Raw genomic sequence first — 16,334 nt, forward strand, 5'->3', positions numbered from 1 at the left:
TGGTAAGCAGTTGGAGTTATTGCCAGGGGTGATCAGGTCAACCATAGAAGTAGCCCCAGGGCGGCTGAGTCCCAGGGGCTGTGGTCAGAGGAAGATGATCAGTTTTGAGTGGAATGATCAGGTAATAATAATGGAGTATTGTCGGGATGGGTAGTTATTCCTGTTTAACAATATTACTTGAACAATATTGGTTGAAATTGGTATTAGCTGTATAATTTAGCTTAGGACTTACGAAGCCAACTAAACGTCGTAAGTCCTAAGATACTATCTTCCTCAAAAGAGGATAGGGTGATCTGGTGATGGGGTGCTAGGTATGAATGCAACTTGGTACCAACACCCGTCTCACCAGGTATCCCATCAGTAGCTTTCCCCTAAACCCTACAGACCGAGTAAAGCAAACAATCCTACTTGTCACCCGGTTAGATCAAGTCCGTTGGCGACTAGACTGAGATAAAGTCAGCAGAAGTCAGTAAACCACTAGAATCGACATAAGCAATGACCTCTGCACCTAAGTTGATGCGAGTGCCGTTGGTAATAGAAACACCAGATATTGTACCTGTGAATGAGTTTAAGGTGTAATTGGACAATGACCCGGAGATCTGGATCTTGTCAGAGTCAGTTTCGCCAGCGAAGCTAAATCTGTCGAAATTGTCAATGACAGCGTAATCTAAACCAGGACCGTTGTAATAGATCGAGCCACTGGTGCCTAGGATAATCAGATCCCTGGCAAGAGCATCACCAGGATTAAGGATATCAATTTCACCAACACCGTCCACAGTACTGTTAGTACCGTTAAGGGTATCTGAGCCCAAACCTCCAACTAGGGTATCGTTACCACCTGCGCCAGTGAGGGTGTCATTGCCAGAACCACCGTTGAGGCTATCGGCTCCCGAACCACCGTTGAGTCTGTCATTCCCGGCATCTCCATTCAGAGTATCATTGCCAAAACTACCATTGAGGTTATCATTGCCAAAACTACCGTTGAGTCTGTCATTGCCAAAACCACCGTTGAGTCTGTCATTGCCAAAACCTCCATTCAGAGTATCGTTTCCGGTACCTCCATTCAGAGTATCGTTCCCAAAACCACCGTTGAGTATGTCATTCCCGGCACCTCCATTCAGAGTATCGTTCCCAGAACCACCATTGAGTGTGTCATTGCCACCATTACCATTGAGGCGGTTTGCGCCGCTGGTGCCGATGATTGTCTCACCCCCCTGAGAGCCTTCGACGTTCTCAAAATTGCGAATCGTTTCGGTATTACCTCCAGAAACCGAGGTCGTCTCAGTCGCCAGGTTAATGGTGACAAAACCGGAACCAAATGTGACATTGGAATAATCGATAGTGTCGATTCCTGAACCGCCATTGTGGATGTCGAAATTCACAAAATCGTCGTCGATTATCCGATCATTACCAGAACCACCATTGGTTCTGTCGGCTCCCGAACCACCGTTGAGTGTGTCATTTCCGGAACCTCCAATCAGAGTATCGTTTCCAGCTCCACCATTGAGGGTATCATTACCACCATTACCGTCGAGGCGGTTTGCGCCGCCCGTGCCGATGATTGTCTCACCCCCCTGAGAGCCTTCGACGTTCTCAAAATTGCGAATTGTCTCGGTATTACCTCCAGAAACAGAAGTCGTCTCAGTGGCCAGGTTAATGGTGACAAAACCGGAACCAAATGTGACATTGGAATAATCGATAGTGTCAATTCCTGTACCACCATTGTGGATGTCGAAATTCACAAAATCGGCGTCGATTATCCGATCATTACCAGAACCACCATTGGTTCTGTCCACTCCAGAACCACCGTTGAGTCTGTCATTGCCAGCACCACCATTCAGCGTATCGTTTCCAGAACCACCATTGAGGCTATCATTGCCAAAATCTACACTCGAATCATCACCCGTGAGCCGATCATTCCCACTGCCACCAAGTAGAGTGTCGTTTCCGGCTTCTCCCTGAAGTGTATCGTTGCCCGGACCGCCATTTAGAAGATCACCAATTTTATCAACGGTTCCGAGAGTATCCGAGTCCAGGGAATCATTACCAATACCGCCAATCAAGGTATCCGCTCCCCCTTGACCTCGCAGGGTATCATTACCTGCAAGTCCATTGAGAAAGTCATTTCCCGGACCGCCATTTATGACGTCATTACCTGGAGTACCTGGCATTTTTTTCTCCTTTTTATCACTTACAGAACGCTATGAGCAGTTTTGCCATTAGAAGCATCAAGCTTTCTTCACTGCCCTCACTTTATTTATCACTCCCAAAATCCAATTTTTGACCAATTTTTTAATGTAAAGTTTTGTAATGACTGAAAACTTGGAAATTACCAAAAATTTTGGGTTTAAAGCCCCGTCCTTGGCCTTTGGCCACGCTACGCGAACGTTGGCCTTTGGCCACGCTACGCGAACGACGGCTTTTTAATTGACACTTTTATAGCGCCAGAGTATACTAGTAGTATGAGTACAGGCTGAAAAACCGCAGGCTGAGCCGGGAGAGAGACCCGTAACTTATCGACCTGAAAGAAGTAATGCTCGGAGGGCAGGGAAAATCCTCCTTTCTTGATGCAGTCGCTCATGGGGGAAACCCCCAAGACCGCGCTGCATCGCTAAAAACCCAATCATCGACTACCAATCGGTGTGTGAACCCAGGAAAATCACAACTTGAGAGAAAAATGGTACGGTGGGGCACACCGGAACCAGGCGAAAAGGAAGGGAAACGGACTTTTTAAGGCACTTCCGCGCTTAAGTAGCCAAACGCTATAGTGAGAATCGCCCTCTGGGTCTACTATGAACTAAACTAAATTCTTGGTCTTGACGGGTTTTTGGTTTAGATATTGCCTACTTTTTTGGCGGCGTCAAAGATTGGGACATAGTGGTTTAAGGCGGCTCGTTGATCTAGGAATCCCCGTTCTTCCTTCGGCGGGGAGTGTCAATCTGACCACTAATTAAACAAGCATTCCTGATCAATGGTGATCAGGGGCTTGGGTCGGGTATTGCGTAAAGGTAAACATGGGGAGAAGGTAGCGTTACTGTATGAAGTGATAGCGGAAGATACCTCTGAAAAAGAGCCCTTTTGGCGTCGCCATGGTGGGGGGTCGCGAATCAAGGGCGAAGGCGCAAAGACTGCGAAGGGGCGGAGATGGGTAAGCAGTTGGAGTTCGTGCCAGGGGTGATCAGGTCAACCATAGGAGTAGCCCCAGGGCGACTGAGTCCAAGGGGCAGTGGGGAGAGGAAGATGATGAGTTTTGAGTACGATGATCTGGTGATCATGGAGTATTGCCCCCATTCCCAAATCTAGGGGTTAGGGGGCCTTACCAACTAAACGTCCTAAGTCCTATTCAAGCTAAAATATCGCATCAGAGCTAAGACTAAAGCTGGTGTTATCTTGGAAGACGGCAATTAAGTCCCCCTGGTAATATAGAGCTGTATCCAGTGCTGAGGTACCACTAAAATTACTGTAATTCACAGTGTAATCACTGATACCACCACCGAGCTGAACTTTATCACTTTGTGTCCCATCAAAGTCAGTGATAGTCGCGTATCCCGAGTTACCATCACCAATGTAGGCAACCTTGGTGCCAAAAGCATTGTTACCTAATGCGAAGGTATCCGCACCCGTGCCACCAGTTAAGATGTCCTGTTCACCAGAACTACTACCTTCATAACCCTGGAGAGAGTCATTACCAGAGCCACCGGTCAGGGTGTCGTTGCCAAAGCCACCATACAAGTAGTCGTTGTCAGAGCCACCATCAAGGATGTCGTTGCCTGTATCACCCAGAAGAGCATCAGTACCAGCCTCCCCATACAATTCGTCATTGCCAGATTTACCCCAGAGCAAGTTGTTGTCACTGTTACCACGCATGCTGTTGTTGAGGTTATTACCGTGGCCGTAGTAAGCACTACTCATCAGGGTCAAGTTTTCCACGTTGTCTCCTAGCATGTAGCTGATGGAGGAGTAGACTCTATCAATACCCTGATTGACATATTCGGTGACCACATCCCCGGTGCTGTCAACCGAATAGATGTCATTGCCCGTGCCACCATACATCCGATCACTGCCTGTACCACCGGCAAGAGCGTCATCACCACCATTCCCATATATGGTGTCGTTGCCAGATTGCCCGAAGAGGATGTTGTTGGAACTGTTACCAGTGATGATATTGTTGAGGTGGTTACCCTTGCCCGAGTAAGCACTACCAATCAGGGTCAAGTTTTCCACGTTGTTTCCTAGGGTGTAGTTGATGGAGGACTCGACTATATCAATACCCTCACTGAAGTATTCGGTGACCACATCCCCCGTGCTGAGAACTAGATACCTGTCATTGCCCGTGCCACCATACATCTGGTCACTGCCTGTACCACCAATCAGGTAGTCGTTGCCAGACCCACCATAAAGAGAGTCGTTGCCAGAGTCACCATAAAGGGTGTCATTGCCACCGTAACCAAACAGACTGTCGTTGCCAGAGCCACCATAACCCTGGTTGTTGTAGTTGTCACCAAAGTAATTTCCCATGTCATTTGCTCCGTATCGATTGCAATTGTTTTAGGATTTGTGGATTGTTCTGTTCGGAAAGATTCACCCTGTTACTCTGATCTGAGTTAAATCAAGAGGCGCGCACCTATAGCGAATTTCATTCTTAATGGGGAAAGGGCACCTAAAAAATTTTTCAAGAAAAATTTATTCTCAAGAGGATCTGTTTTGCCATTAAGAGCATCACGCTTTCTTCACTGCCCTCACTTTGTAAATCACTCCGAAAATCCAATTTTTCTACAGTTTTATATAAAGTTTTGTAACGGATAAGTACCTGGACAAAAATAAACCTCGCTTCTTGATGCAGTCGCTCATGGGGGAAACCCCCTGTTCCCTTGCTGCATCGCTGTATTAACTTGTGTAAAGTTGCCAAAAGTCCCTCTGCTCCCTGCTCCGAAGTCCCTATTTCAACAGTTAATTTTACTTTTGTCCGACTACTTATCATAAACCGTGGAAATTACCCTGATAACTAATTGGACAAGCATTCCTGATCAATGGTCATGAGCAGGCCAATTCAACATATGATGATTAAATCAAAACAATATAAGATTGAAAATCAACATCGGAAGCAGGTTTTGGCAGAACTAGTTGAGCATATTTTGCGTACCCGTAAAGTGTGTCGCCCACGGCCAGGTCATCCTCTATCTGGCATCTATCTAGAGATCTATCAGACCGTACAAGAGCAGCTCAACCATAAACTTGAGGAGGCTATTGATAGCCGATATCTACAAATTACTTCTGATCAGGAGTGGGCGTCTTGGCGGGATAGTGTCTTTAAAAAGGTACTCGACGAGGGTCGTCTTCAGCAGCTAGCCCTAGAAGCACAACGACACCAACTCAATACCCCAGAGCGATTTTATGCCTTAACGGAATTGCTCAATGCCATTAAGCTTTCTGGTAAGCTTTACCATCGAGGCAAATTTTCCCCTGAGGTCTATGATGATGCTGTGAATCTGACATTGTATTATGTTTATCAAAACCTCAATCACTACAATCGAGAAAAAGGAAAATTTCTAGCCTGGGTCAATTATCGCCTCAATAAGATGTTACAAAAAGCTCAACAAGACCTGACTGACCCATTTATCCAAGCTCAATCTGGCAAAATTGTCAGAATAAAATATCAGTTGATCGCTCTGATTAAAAACACCAAACTAGATCATGTGATTGTTTGGATAACACTGACCATCAAAGGCTTAATTACAAACAAGACCCAGGTCAGTAACGTTACTAAAATTTTGATAGTATTATTTTTGTTGTGCCAGTTAATCGCAAAAGACCGAACCACAGGAGATTCATTAGTGTTTGAGATGGCTAAAGCCACTCTGCCTTTGCCCGCAAACTTGTCTGAGCTGACTGGGGAATCGCTCACCATAGAGACTGTGGCACAACCGGAAACAGAACTGACGTTGTATGACCAGGTCAGATACTATTTTAAAGAAGACCCGGAAAACCTGTTGCAGAAACATATCAAAAACCATCCTGAAGCTACCTTACAAGTGATAGGATTAGCCTACCTCGACGGAAAAAAATGGCAAGAGATATCGGATTCTTTAGGAATTAAAATTTCATCCCTGAATAACTTCTTTCAACGTAATCTTAGGAAATTAGCCCCTGAAATCAAGAGATATATAGAGGAAGAGCTCGACTGAAAATGGTAAAAAAAAATATGTAAGTCATCAGCCATCAGCCATCAGCCTTGGGAGCATCCCATTTTTTCACATAACACTTTAAATTATGCTTTTAATCCCTAGTATTTTCGTTAGTTTGAGCAATGGATTTGCCAAATTGGGATGCTCCCTCAGCCTTTTGCCAATGGCTGAATGATTACAGAAATATAGGCTTGTGTAAATCGCTGCTTAATCTGCTCAAGACATCAACCTACATCAACACGCAAAAGGCATGCATGCCAGAAGTTTTTAAGAGGTTGTCTGAGAATTATTATTTGCTACATCCAAGCCCCCTAAATCCCCCGAGCGAGCAATCCCTCGCTCGGGGGACTTTTAGAAGCAAATTGACTCTTGTTCCCCCCAAGCGAGCAATCCCTCGCTTGGGGGGCTAGGGCGTGTCTTCAAACTCGGAGATCCCCCGTTGGTCCCCCTTAAAAAAGGGGGACTTTGACTATGGCTCCCCCCTTATTAAGGGGGGCTGGGGGGGATCATAATCTTGCGGAAAACTTTGAAAACACGCCCTAGGGGGGCAAAATTCAGTATCAAAAAACTTGGGAGATATCCTCTAAAAGGGAACAGGTTTCAGATGACATTACAAGTCTGTGACCAGCCTTGCCTTCCTGAGCAGGAATCTTAGGACAGTCTCTTCTCTAGAAATAATATCGGCTCTGCCCTCCATTCCCAATTGAAGGGAACACTGGTTTTTGCCTTTACCGAGCACATGGCTTTCTGGAGAGATCGTGACCTCGTAGAAAGCACTAGCACCACGCCCCTTCTGGCTTAAAGCACTTGCCCTAGCACCATTACTTTGGGGTTTAATAGTATCTTCGGAAATTTGGCTGACTAAACCCTTGAGGGTACCATAATCTGGATAAGGACAGGCAGATACCCGCATGTGAACCTTTTGACCTTCTGCCAACTTGCCAATATCGCTTGGTGACACCACTGCCTTTATTTTCAAGGGTGCATCACCGGGAACAATTTGGGCAATTTCCTCTCCAGAGCGCACAGTTTGACCAGGGTTGCGCAAATTTAGCTTAGAAACAATCCCGTCTGCTGTGGCAGTAATCACAGTTTGGCTGAGGTCGAGTTCTACTTGTTTAAGTTCGCGGGAATCCCGCTCTAGGTGTTTACTGATTTCAATCCGCTGTTGGATCAGGGCTTCCCGTTCTTTATTTAATCTAGCCAGAGTAGCTTCACCAGTGGCTTGTTCTTGGGCAATCCGTTCAGACGCGATCGCTACTTCTGAGCTGCTGGGATTGAGAGCAGCTTTCGCCCGCTGTAGTCTAGCTTGAGCCGCCTTAACCCCTTGTTGTAGCTGTTTTATGGTTTGTTTTTGCTCTTCAACTAGGGCTTTTTGCGCCTCCACCGCTTGTTCTTGCTGCTGGACAATCAGTTGTGCTTCCTCAAATCGATCCTGGGACAGGGCTCCCACTTCAGCAATGGGCTGATATCGGTTTCGCTTCGACCGGGCTGCATTTAAGGCAGCTTTAGTTGACTTAAAATTGGCCTGAGTGGACTTTAATCTAGCCTGGGCTCCGTACCATTGTTCCTGGGCTTGCCTTAACTGAGCCTCGGCTTCAGAGACTTCAGCCACAGTGGTAATCTTCCGGTCTCGATAGTCCCGGCGGCGGCGCTCTAGTTCAGCTTCTGCGGAGGCAATAGCACGGTTGTTCCGGTTAGTTTCTGCCTGTATCTGACTATTGAGGGCACTAATTTGGGCTTTGATTTGAACCAGTTGTAACTGGACTTGCCCGATATTGCTTTGCAGTTGGCTTTTTTTAGTTTGAAGGCGAGAGTCATCGATAGTGGCCAGCCCATCTCCTTTTTTGACCACTTGATTTTCTTCCACAGAAATCTTCATTACCTGACCCTCTGTAGCCGCTTGCACAATTCGCAATTCACCGGCAGGACGGAAAGAAGCCTGTGCTTTTACCGTTTCCTTATATTTGGTCACAGAGCCAATGGGAATTGCTAGGGCTAGCGTAGCCACAATAAACAGTCCGCCAAACTGAATCCAACGACCAATTGGTGGTAAAAATTCGTTTTCTTGAATTGGGGGTAGAACCTGATTCTCGTAGTTGCTAATCATAATTATTATGAAAGTTTAATTTAGATAAATTTATAGAGGTTTGCGACTTTGTTAAGTATATTTATGGTTTTTTAGGGAACAGGGAACAGGGAACAGGGAACAGGGAACAGGGAACAGGGAATAGAGCAGTTGGCATCCAACCTAAGTTATTTATAGCAATTCTACGACTTGTGAGGTACAAATTTATGGTTTTTAGGGAGCAGGGAGCAGGGAGCAGGGAGCAGGGAAGTCGTAAGTGGGAAGTCGGAGGTGGGAAGAGGGAAAAAATAATGTGTACCTCATGAGTCCTATAAACGCTATATTATTGCCAATTAATAATTGGAATTTATCTTTTTTGCCACATTTTCATAATTAACTTATCGGCAAATCGCTATAGTTAAATTTGAAGCAAGTTTTAATCAGTTTTAGTAACCATATATCAATTATTATACTGATGAGGTACACAAGATTTTTTACCACTTCTCCTTCCCGCCTTCTGGTAGGAGGGTTATATCATGTCAGGATAATTACCCTGTCTTGATGCAGTCGCTCATGGGGGAAACCACGCCAGTTGCTCATGGGGGAGACCCCCAAGACCGCACTGGCTCCCCAAGACCGCGCTGCATCGCTTAATAAAAATCTCCCCATCTCCCCATCTCCCCATCTCCCCATCTCCCCACACCTCCCACCCTCTCCTTAATTATGGGTATTCAACCAGACTTGATATTAGGGGGGATTCCTGCTCCCTAAAACCCAGGACGAGGTATCTCACCGAATTGAGAACTGCCATAACTACCATTAAAAGGACTACTATTAACAGAAGAGTCAGAGTCTGAAGCCAACATGACTAAATTCTTAGTTGAAGGAACAAAATCATCGAGGAAGTCTAAGTGATCCCCAGCCAGAGAGTGTAACTCTTCTGGAGTGCCTTGGATTTGCAATTTTCCTTTTTCGAGCATGATAATCCAATTGGCTCGCTGAATCACTTTCGGGCGATGACTAATCATAATAGTCGTTTTGCCTTGGCGAGAGGATAGTAATTGATCTAACACTTGAGCTTCGCTGACTGGATCGAGGGCACCAGTGGATTCATCTAAAATTAGGACTGGTGGGTCAGTAACTATAGCTCTAGCAATAGCCAATCGTTGCCTTTGGCCCCCAGAGAGATTGGCACCAAATTCCCCTAAAACCGTTTGATATTTGTCGGGCAGTTCGCTGATGAAAGAGTCAGCCCCAGCTATCTCGCAAGCCTTGACAATCTGCTCAAAAGTGACCTGGGGATAGCTAAAGTGGAAATTGTCAATGATGGAGCGACTCCAGAAGTGGGGTTCTTGTGGTACTAATATTACCTGCTGCCGCAAACATTCCAGGGAGAGGTCTTGCTGGTTGTAGAGGCCATAGCGGATATTGCCAGACTGGAGAGAATACAAACCAGCCATCACTTTAGCCAGGGTACTCTTGCCACAGCCAGATTTACCAATCAGGGCAATGACTTTACCGCCAGGGATAGTGAGGGAGAAATCTTGGAGGAGGTCAACTCTACCGGCATGGTGAAAGTTGAGCTTACTGCAGGTAATCTCTGCATTGCCGGGAATTTCAGCCCAGGGCTTTTTGAAGTCATTCTCATCTTCTGGGGTGGCATCGATCACTTCCGTCAGGCGTTGGATAACCACCTGGGCAGTAATAAATTCATCCACTAGCCCGATTACCGCCCCCAAGAAACCCAGAAAGTTGCTACTCATGCCATTGTAGGCCAGCAACTGACCGATGGATAATGTCTGATTGATCACCAGGTAACTGCCCAACCACAGTACAGCAATGGAAGTAAATGTGGAAAGAATGCTGGTGATTGTACTGCTGTAAAGCCCCAGCTTCATCATACCCCAGCCCAGGTTGGCCAGGCGACCGTAATTGCTTTGATACTCTCCCCAAGCTTGAGGGGTAGCTGGGGTGGTTTTGAGGACCTGCACCCCCCGAAACGTTTCTACCAGAAAGCCTTGGTTTTCTGTGCCTAAGACGATCAGGTTGCGGGTTTTGGCGCGCAAGGCAGGGAGGAAAAGCAGGTTGACGATAGTAACGATCACAAAGGCACCAATCGAAGCCAGAGTCAGTTCCCAACTGTAGAAGATCATCAAGGCCAAGGAAACCAAGGCGATAAAAAATTGGCTGGGCAAACCGAGGACAATTTGGGAAACTAGATTATTGATAGCATCCACGTCAGCAATGCGGCTGACCACTTCCCCACTGCGCCGTCCTTCAAAGTAAGATAAGGGCAAGCGTAGGAGTTTTCGCCCGTATTCCATGATCAGCCCTAATTGCAGCCGCTGGCCGAAGTGACCGATCAGATGAGACTGGACCAAACCGATAGCACTGCTAAACAGGTTCATGGCAATCACCCCAATGGCCACAGTGGTCAGGAGTTGGGTATCCCCCCGCACCAGCACGTCGTCGGTGAGCAGTTGCATCATCAAGGGGGAGGCCAGGGAGAGCAGTCCAATGGCAATGTTAATAGCAGTTGCCTGGGCTAAAATGAAGCGATAGGGCCAGACCCGGGCAATGAAGCGCCCAAAGCCACCAACTTTATCGTTCTGTTGCTCATAAAAGCGGCTGTCGTCGGGGCTCAGTAACATCATGATGCCGTTGCCCCAACCCTCGATTAACTCTCTGCGAGTGAGGTAGCGTATGCCTACTCCAGGGTCCGCAATCACATATTTTTTCCCTTTTTTACCATATAAAACCACCCAGTGGTAGCCTTTCCAATGGATAATGGCTGGCAAGGGTACTTCATTAATGCGATCGATAATTTGATCAGTGGCTTTGACTTGGCGGGTGTTGAATCCCAAGACTTCTGCTCCTCGGCTCAATCCGAGTAACGTAGTTCCTCGGGAGCCAGTGCCTACTGCTTCCCTCACACGACTGATGGCAAAGGTGCGTCCGTAATGCTTGGCAATGGTGGCGATGGAAGCTGCACCGCAGTCTTCTTCACTATGTTGGAGGACAATTGGGTATCTCATCTTTAGGGCGAATGGTAGGGGAGAAGTTGGGGCTTTGTCCCGGACTTGATCTAACCGTGAAAAAATCTTACACTAAAATGGCCGATCACCGAGATCCGAAGGGCGGGAGGGGTAGATAAGTCAGTATTCACTTTCAGGCCTTTTTAGGCAATTGATTTTTACCTTGCCTAGAGAGGTTTTCAGCCTCTAAAGGTGCCCAAAAATGTTAAAGTCCCAATAATTATGAGTATAATTATTAGTTAAGTGTTTGAATTAAGTATTTAACCAGGGCAAACCCATCTAAATTCTAGAAGCCTTACTATGAACAGACCAGCTTCTAAGACAGTTATTTCTTCAAGAGTTAATTCACTGAACAGTTGTTCATGAGCAGTGATTTTGTCGATGTTTGACATAGTTTTTATCCTTGATTTAACTTGAATTAAGTTTACTATAAGTACATCTTTGTGACCCGTAGATGGGTAAGCTGCTGACAGTTAACTTTGCTTGCCCTTCTATTGACTTGTCAGGGAAACCTCAGGAAATTACGCAGCCATTTACAAAAGTTCATATTAAGACCGCAAAAAAAAAGGCGATCGCAACTTTACTCTTGTCGAGAGTGTTTGATGACCATAGGAAATTCCATCTTCACTGGGAATAGTAGAGCCAAAAATCGGGTCAGGGGAAACAGTCCCCCGACCCGATACTGTGTTGATATTGCGCCCCTGAGAAATCCTTGGGGTTAGCTGTGGGAGCTGACCATTGACACTGTCGTGTCAGAGAAATGACTCAACCGAGGTAGATTTGGAGATTTACCGATTAACCGATGTCATAGAGGTCGACATCGTAGGGATTGCCTTTGGTTTTTGTGTTGTTATAAAATCCATAGACTCCGCCATTGGCCAAATTGTACTTTTTGTAATTGATCACCCCGCTGCGTATGTCTTCATCAAATTTGATGGTTCCACCCTTATAGGCAGTCCAGACCCAAGTCTGATTGGGCTTGTGCTTCCACAACTTACCATCGACGGTGTAGTAGAGATTGTATTTGGTCTTGTTCTTAATGGTGAACACCTCGTATCCGCCACTGATGGTTTCAGCATCGGTCTGATTTAACTCTACGAACAGGTCTGAATTAGCACAAATAGTTGACATGATGGTTATCCTTGATTTAACGTGACTTGATTTTTCTGGAAACCAATACTGGTTCCAGCTACAGGGGTAAGCGGTTGAGATTTAATTGGGCTTACCCCTTTATTGACTTGTCAGGGAAACCTCCGGAACTTACGCAGCAATTTACAAAAGTTCATATTAAGACCGCAAAAAAAAGGCGTACGCAACTAAACTTTGGTTGAGAGTGTTCCACGACGATGGGAAATCTGATCTTCACAAGAAATGGTAGAGCCAAAAATCGGGTCAGGGGAAACAGTCCCCTGACCCGATACTGTGTTGAGCTTGCGCCCCTGAGATTTCTTGTTCGAGCTGACCTGAGACAAGACAGTGTCACCTCAGAGATTCAACCCCCGTAAATCCACTTCAGATTTACCTCAATCTAAAGTGCACCATTGTCAGCGAGGGTGATATCAAATGGACGAAAAGTGCTACTGTTAAATTGGAATACATACTCACGTCCATTGGCCGCATTGACTGTTCGCGCTCGGAACCGTGGTCTGAAGGGGAGAGAGTCAAAGGTAACGTTTCCTCCCTCGTTAGTAAACAATAATACACTCTGGCCAGGGCGCAAGTTTCTTGCTCGACCATCGATAATGTAGGCAACACGGAAAGGGAGTTGGTTCTTAATCTTGAAGATTTCGTTTTGGCCAGCGCCGCCCCGCCTGACTATGCCGCCACTGACTGTTTCAGCATCTGTCTCATTTAAGTCCACAAACAGGTCTTGATTCGCACAAATAGTTGACATGATTTTTCTCCTGGATTTAATTTGACTTAATTTCCCTGGAAGTACATCTTTCCTCTAGGGTGAGGGGTAAGCAAAGAGGCCGTAATTAAGCTCAATTGATACAGAACCCTATGAGGGGTTTTGCCATTATTTCTTGACTGCCCTCACTCATATAATCACTCGGAAAATCCAATTTTTCTACAGCCCAAGATAAATTTTTGTAACTTTTATTATCAAGTTTTGTAACGAATCTGATCAAACTGGTCAATTCCTATGAACGCGGTTTTGAAATCCCTAGAACTGCCGTGGTAGTGGTTGACTAGCTATCCGCGTTGATCATTTATGACTTCCTGAGCAAAACTGCGCTCAGGAGCAATGCTAGAGCCGAAAAAGGGGTTAGGGGAAAAAGTCCCCTAACCCTATACTCTGTTGACTTTGCCCCGGTAGGTCTAGCCGATGCGAAACAGTTCGATATCGTATTTATAAGCAGTACGGGTGTCTAGTCGGAACCCATATTTACGTCCATTGGACAAATTGTATTTGCGCCGTTGCACTCCTGGTCGGCCGAAATCATAGTCAAAGGAAATGATTCCGCCCTTGTTAGTAGTCCATCGGGACTTCTGACCAGGCTTAGGGAACTTTGTTCTTACACCATCAACCGCATAGGGGATAGTGACGGAACGAGTTTGGTTAGCAACGGTAAATCTCTCCCGTCCTCCTCCGCTAACTGTTTCAGAATCGGTCTGATTTAAGTCTACAAACAGGTCTTGATTAGCCGCAATAGTTGACATGATTGTTCTCCTTTATTTGACTTGAAGTAACTGCCTTGGTAGACAGTTTTTTTTTCCTGGTATATCGGTCAGCCAATCCGCCTTTTTTCACTCCAATTAAACGGAACCATTACAGGGGGTTTGCCATTAATCAGATTAGGCTTTCTTGACTGCCCTCACTATAGTAATCACTCCGAAAATCCAATTTTTCTACAGTTTGACTAAACTTAGAAAAACGAATATCATCAAACTGGTCAATTGGGCTCAACCCGGTTTTCAAACCCCGAACACTAGCCTGATCGGGGTTGAATGGGGATCGGGCGAGATCATTTATTCGTACCAAATCTAGCCATGGTAGACCCAAAACCGGGGTCAGGGGACCTTTTCCCCTCAGCCAATACTCTGTTGACTTTGCCCCGGTAGGTCTAGCCGATGCGAAACAGTTCGATATCGTATTTATAAGCAGTACGGGTGTCTAGTCGGAACGCATATTTACGTCCATTGGACAAATTGTATTTGCGCCGTTGCACTCCTGGTCGGCCGAAATCATAGTCAAAGGCAATCTTTCCTCCTTTCCTAGTAGTCCATGTTACATCCACACCAGCGTAGGGGTAGGATGTTTGTTTGCCATCAACACTGTAAGGTATACGGAGATGAGTTTGGTTAGAAACGGTAAATTTCTCGCGTTTTCCCAGCCCGAATATGGATAAAAAGCCTCCTCCGCTAACTGTTTCAGAATCGGTCTGATTTAAGTCTACAAACAGGTCTTGATTAGCCGCAATAGTTGACATGATTGTTCTCCTTTATTTGACTTGAAGTAACTTGACTGGAATTACATCTTTTTTCCAGTTATGGGGGTAAGCAAATTAGCAGTAAATCAACCCTATTACACAGCACATTATTATCGGTTTTGCCATTAAGAGGATTACGCTTTTTTGATTGCCCTCACTTTATTAATCACTCCCAAAATCCATTTTTTCTACAGTTTTATATAAAGTTTTGTAAAAAAAATAGTTTTATATATTCTAATGAAGTACATTATTTTTTTTAAAAAATCAGCATTTTAGCTGTTTTTGCTTTACTCATGTACCTCACTAGACAAATATTTTCAAAAAAATATAAAGTTATGTAACGAATTGCAGAAAACTTGGAATTTACCCTAATAACTAATTAGACAAGAATTCTTAATCGGTGGTCATGAACAAGCAAATTCAACATCTGGTGCTTCAAATACAACATTATACTCCGGAAAATCAACAACGAAACCAGGCTTTGGCAGAACTAGTTGAGCAAATTTTGCGTACCCGTAAAGTGTGTCGCCCATGTCCAGGTCAGCCTTTATCTGGCATCTATCTAGAGATCTATCAGACCGTACAGCAGCAGCTCAACCATGAACTTGAGGATGATCTTGACAGCCCATATCTACGAATAACTTCTGATCAGGAGTGGGCCTCTTGGCGGGATAGTGTTTTTAAGAAGGTACTCGACGAGGGTCGTCTTCAGCAGCTAGCCCTAGAAGCACAACGGCACCAACCCCATACCCCAGAGCGATTTTATGCCTTAACGGAATTGCTCAATGCCCTTAAGCTTTCCGGTAAGCTTTGCCATCGAGGCAAATTTTCCCGTGAGGTCTATGATGATGCTGTGAATCGGACATTCTATTATGTCTATCAAAACCTCAATCACTACAATCGAGAAAAAGGAAAATTTCTAGCCTGGGTCAATTATCGCCTCGATAAGATGTTAAAAAAGGCTCAACAAGACCTGAATGACCCATTTATCCAAGCTCAATCTGGCAAAATTGTCAGAATTAAATATCAGTTGAGCGCTCTGATTAAAAGCACCAAACTAGATCATGTGATTGCTTGGATAACACTGACCATCAAAGGCCGGATTACAGACAAGACCCAGGCCAGTAACGTTACTAAAATTCTGATAGTATTATTTCTGTTATGCCAGTTAATCCTAAAAGACCGGAAAAAAGGAAATTCATTAGTGTTTGAGATGGCTAAAGCCTCTCTCCCTTTTTCCTCACACTTGTCTGAGAACACTGGGGAATCGCTTACCCTAGAGACTGTGGCACAACCGCAAACAGAACTGACGTTGTATGACCAGGTCAGATCCTATTTTAAAGAAGACCCAGAAAAGCTCTTGCAGAAACATATAAAAAACCATCCTGAAGCTACCTTGCAAGTGATAGGGTTAGCCTACCTCGACGGAAAAAAATGGCAAGAGATATCGGATTCTTTAGGAATTAAAATTTCATCGCTTAATAACTTCTTTCAACGTAATCTTAGAAAATTAGCCCCTGAAATCAAGAGATATATAGAAGACTAAATGAGCTAAAAGTGATCTAAAAAAATCGCTGCTTAATCTTAGCCATACATAAACCTACATCAACTA

Annotated in this window: 16 protein-coding genes; 4 read left to right on the forward strand and 12 right to left on the reverse strand. The window is 45.1% G+C overall.

What is annotated here, in order from left to right; all coding sequences use genetic code 11:
* Window positions 1-440 precede the first annotated feature (440 nt).
* The gene (locus tag F6J99_RS27770; RefSeq protein ID WP_293117388.1) at window positions 441-2,171 is read right to left on the reverse strand and encodes a calcium-binding protein; all 1,731 of its coding nucleotides are present in this window, start codon (window positions 2,169-2,171) and stop codon (window positions 441-443) included.
* 362 nt (window positions 2,172-2,533) lie between these two features.
* Here F6J99_RS27770 and F6J99_RS27775 point away from each other — a divergent pair, with 362 nt between their 5' ends.
* A complete protein-coding gene (locus F6J99_RS27775) occupies window positions 2,534-2,734 on the forward strand; it encodes a hypothetical protein (RefSeq protein ID WP_293117390.1) in 201 nt (66 codons plus the stop codon).
* Window positions 2,735-3,078: 344 nt separating this feature from the next.
* Window positions 3,079-3,303, forward strand: coding sequence for a hypothetical protein (locus F6J99_RS27780; RefSeq protein ID WP_293117393.1), 225 nt, complete (start codon window positions 3,079-3,081; stop codon window positions 3,301-3,303).
* 45 nt (window positions 3,304-3,348) lie between these two features.
* Here F6J99_RS27780 and F6J99_RS27785 read toward each other — a convergent pair whose 3' ends face one another.
* Both F6J99_RS27785 and F6J99_RS27790 read right to left on the reverse strand, forming a co-directional pair.
* A complete protein-coding gene (locus F6J99_RS27785; RefSeq protein WP_293117395.1) occupies window positions 3,349-4,518 on the reverse strand; it encodes a calcium-binding protein in 1,170 nt (389 codons plus the stop codon).
* Between the two features lie 154 nt (window positions 4,519-4,672).
* Window positions 4,673-4,909: a hypothetical protein gene (locus F6J99_RS27790; RefSeq protein WP_293117398.1), complete on the reverse strand. Its 237-nt coding sequence runs from the start codon at window positions 4,907-4,909 to the stop codon at window positions 4,673-4,675.
* 148 nt (window positions 4,910-5,057) lie between these two features.
* Here F6J99_RS27790 and F6J99_RS27795 point away from each other — a divergent pair, with 148 nt between their 5' ends.
* A complete protein-coding gene (locus tag F6J99_RS27795) occupies window positions 5,058-6,185 on the forward strand; it encodes a hypothetical protein (RefSeq protein WP_293117400.1) in 1,128 nt (375 codons plus the stop codon).
* A gap of 610 nt (window positions 6,186-6,795) precedes the next feature.
* On the opposite strand, the gene F6J99_RS27800 is transcribed toward F6J99_RS27795, so the two are convergent.
* The 9 genes from F6J99_RS27800 to F6J99_RS27840 form a co-directional block, all read right to left on the reverse strand.
* The gene (locus tag F6J99_RS27800; RefSeq protein WP_293117403.1) at window positions 6,796-8,295 is read right to left on the reverse strand and encodes an HlyD family efflux transporter periplasmic adaptor subunit; all 1,500 of its coding nucleotides are present in this window, start codon (window positions 8,293-8,295) and stop codon (window positions 6,796-6,798) included.
* 492 nt (window positions 8,296-8,787) lie between these two features.
* The gene (locus F6J99_RS27805) at window positions 8,788-8,946 is read right to left on the reverse strand and encodes a hypothetical protein (RefSeq protein ID WP_293117405.1); all 159 of its coding nucleotides are present in this window, start codon (window positions 8,944-8,946) and stop codon (window positions 8,788-8,790) included.
* A gap of 74 nt (window positions 8,947-9,020) precedes the next feature.
* Window positions 9,021-11,288, reverse strand: a complete 2,268-nt coding sequence (locus F6J99_RS27810; protein WP_293117408.1) for a peptidase domain-containing ABC transporter — start codon at window positions 11,286-11,288, stop codon at window positions 9,021-9,023.
* 260 nt (window positions 11,289-11,548) lie between these two features.
* Window positions 11,549-11,680 (reverse strand): hypothetical protein, encoded by a 132-nt coding sequence (locus tag F6J99_RS27815; protein WP_293117411.1) that lies wholly within the window; start codon window positions 11,678-11,680, stop codon window positions 11,549-11,551.
* 403 nt (window positions 11,681-12,083) lie between these two features.
* The gene (locus F6J99_RS27820; RefSeq protein WP_293117413.1) at window positions 12,084-12,419 is read right to left on the reverse strand and encodes a hypothetical protein; all 336 of its coding nucleotides are present in this window, start codon (window positions 12,417-12,419) and stop codon (window positions 12,084-12,086) included.
* A 185-nt stretch (window positions 12,420-12,604) separates the two neighbouring features.
* Window positions 12,605-12,760, reverse strand: a complete 156-nt coding sequence (locus F6J99_RS27825; protein ID WP_293117416.1) for a hypothetical protein — start codon at window positions 12,758-12,760, stop codon at window positions 12,605-12,607.
* A gap of 56 nt (window positions 12,761-12,816) precedes the next feature.
* Entirely contained in the window at window positions 12,817-13,182 is a 366-nt protein-coding gene (locus F6J99_RS27830) for a hypothetical protein (protein WP_293104775.1), read from the reverse strand.
* Between the two features lie 428 nt (window positions 13,183-13,610).
* Window positions 13,611-13,952 (reverse strand): hypothetical protein, encoded by a 342-nt coding sequence (locus F6J99_RS27835; protein WP_293117420.1) that lies wholly within the window; start codon window positions 13,950-13,952, stop codon window positions 13,611-13,613.
* 404 nt (window positions 13,953-14,356) lie between these two features.
* The gene (locus tag F6J99_RS27840; RefSeq protein WP_293117423.1) at window positions 14,357-14,722 is read right to left on the reverse strand and encodes a hypothetical protein; all 366 of its coding nucleotides are present in this window, start codon (window positions 14,720-14,722) and stop codon (window positions 14,357-14,359) included.
* Between the two features lie 406 nt (window positions 14,723-15,128).
* Between F6J99_RS27840 and F6J99_RS27845 the strand changes: the two genes are divergently transcribed.
* Window positions 15,129-16,268 carry a hypothetical protein gene (locus F6J99_RS27845; RefSeq protein ID WP_293117425.1) on the forward strand — a complete coding sequence of 380 codons (1,140 nt, stop codon included), beginning with the start codon at window positions 15,129-15,131 and terminating at the stop codon, window positions 16,266-16,268.
* Window positions 16,269-16,334: the final 66 nt, after the last annotated feature.

It is taken from the genome of Moorena sp. SIO4G3 (assembly GCF_010692305.1).
GTDB classification, from domain to species: Bacteria; Cyanobacteriota; Cyanobacteriia; order Cyanobacteriales; family Coleofasciculaceae; genus Moorena; species Moorena producens_A.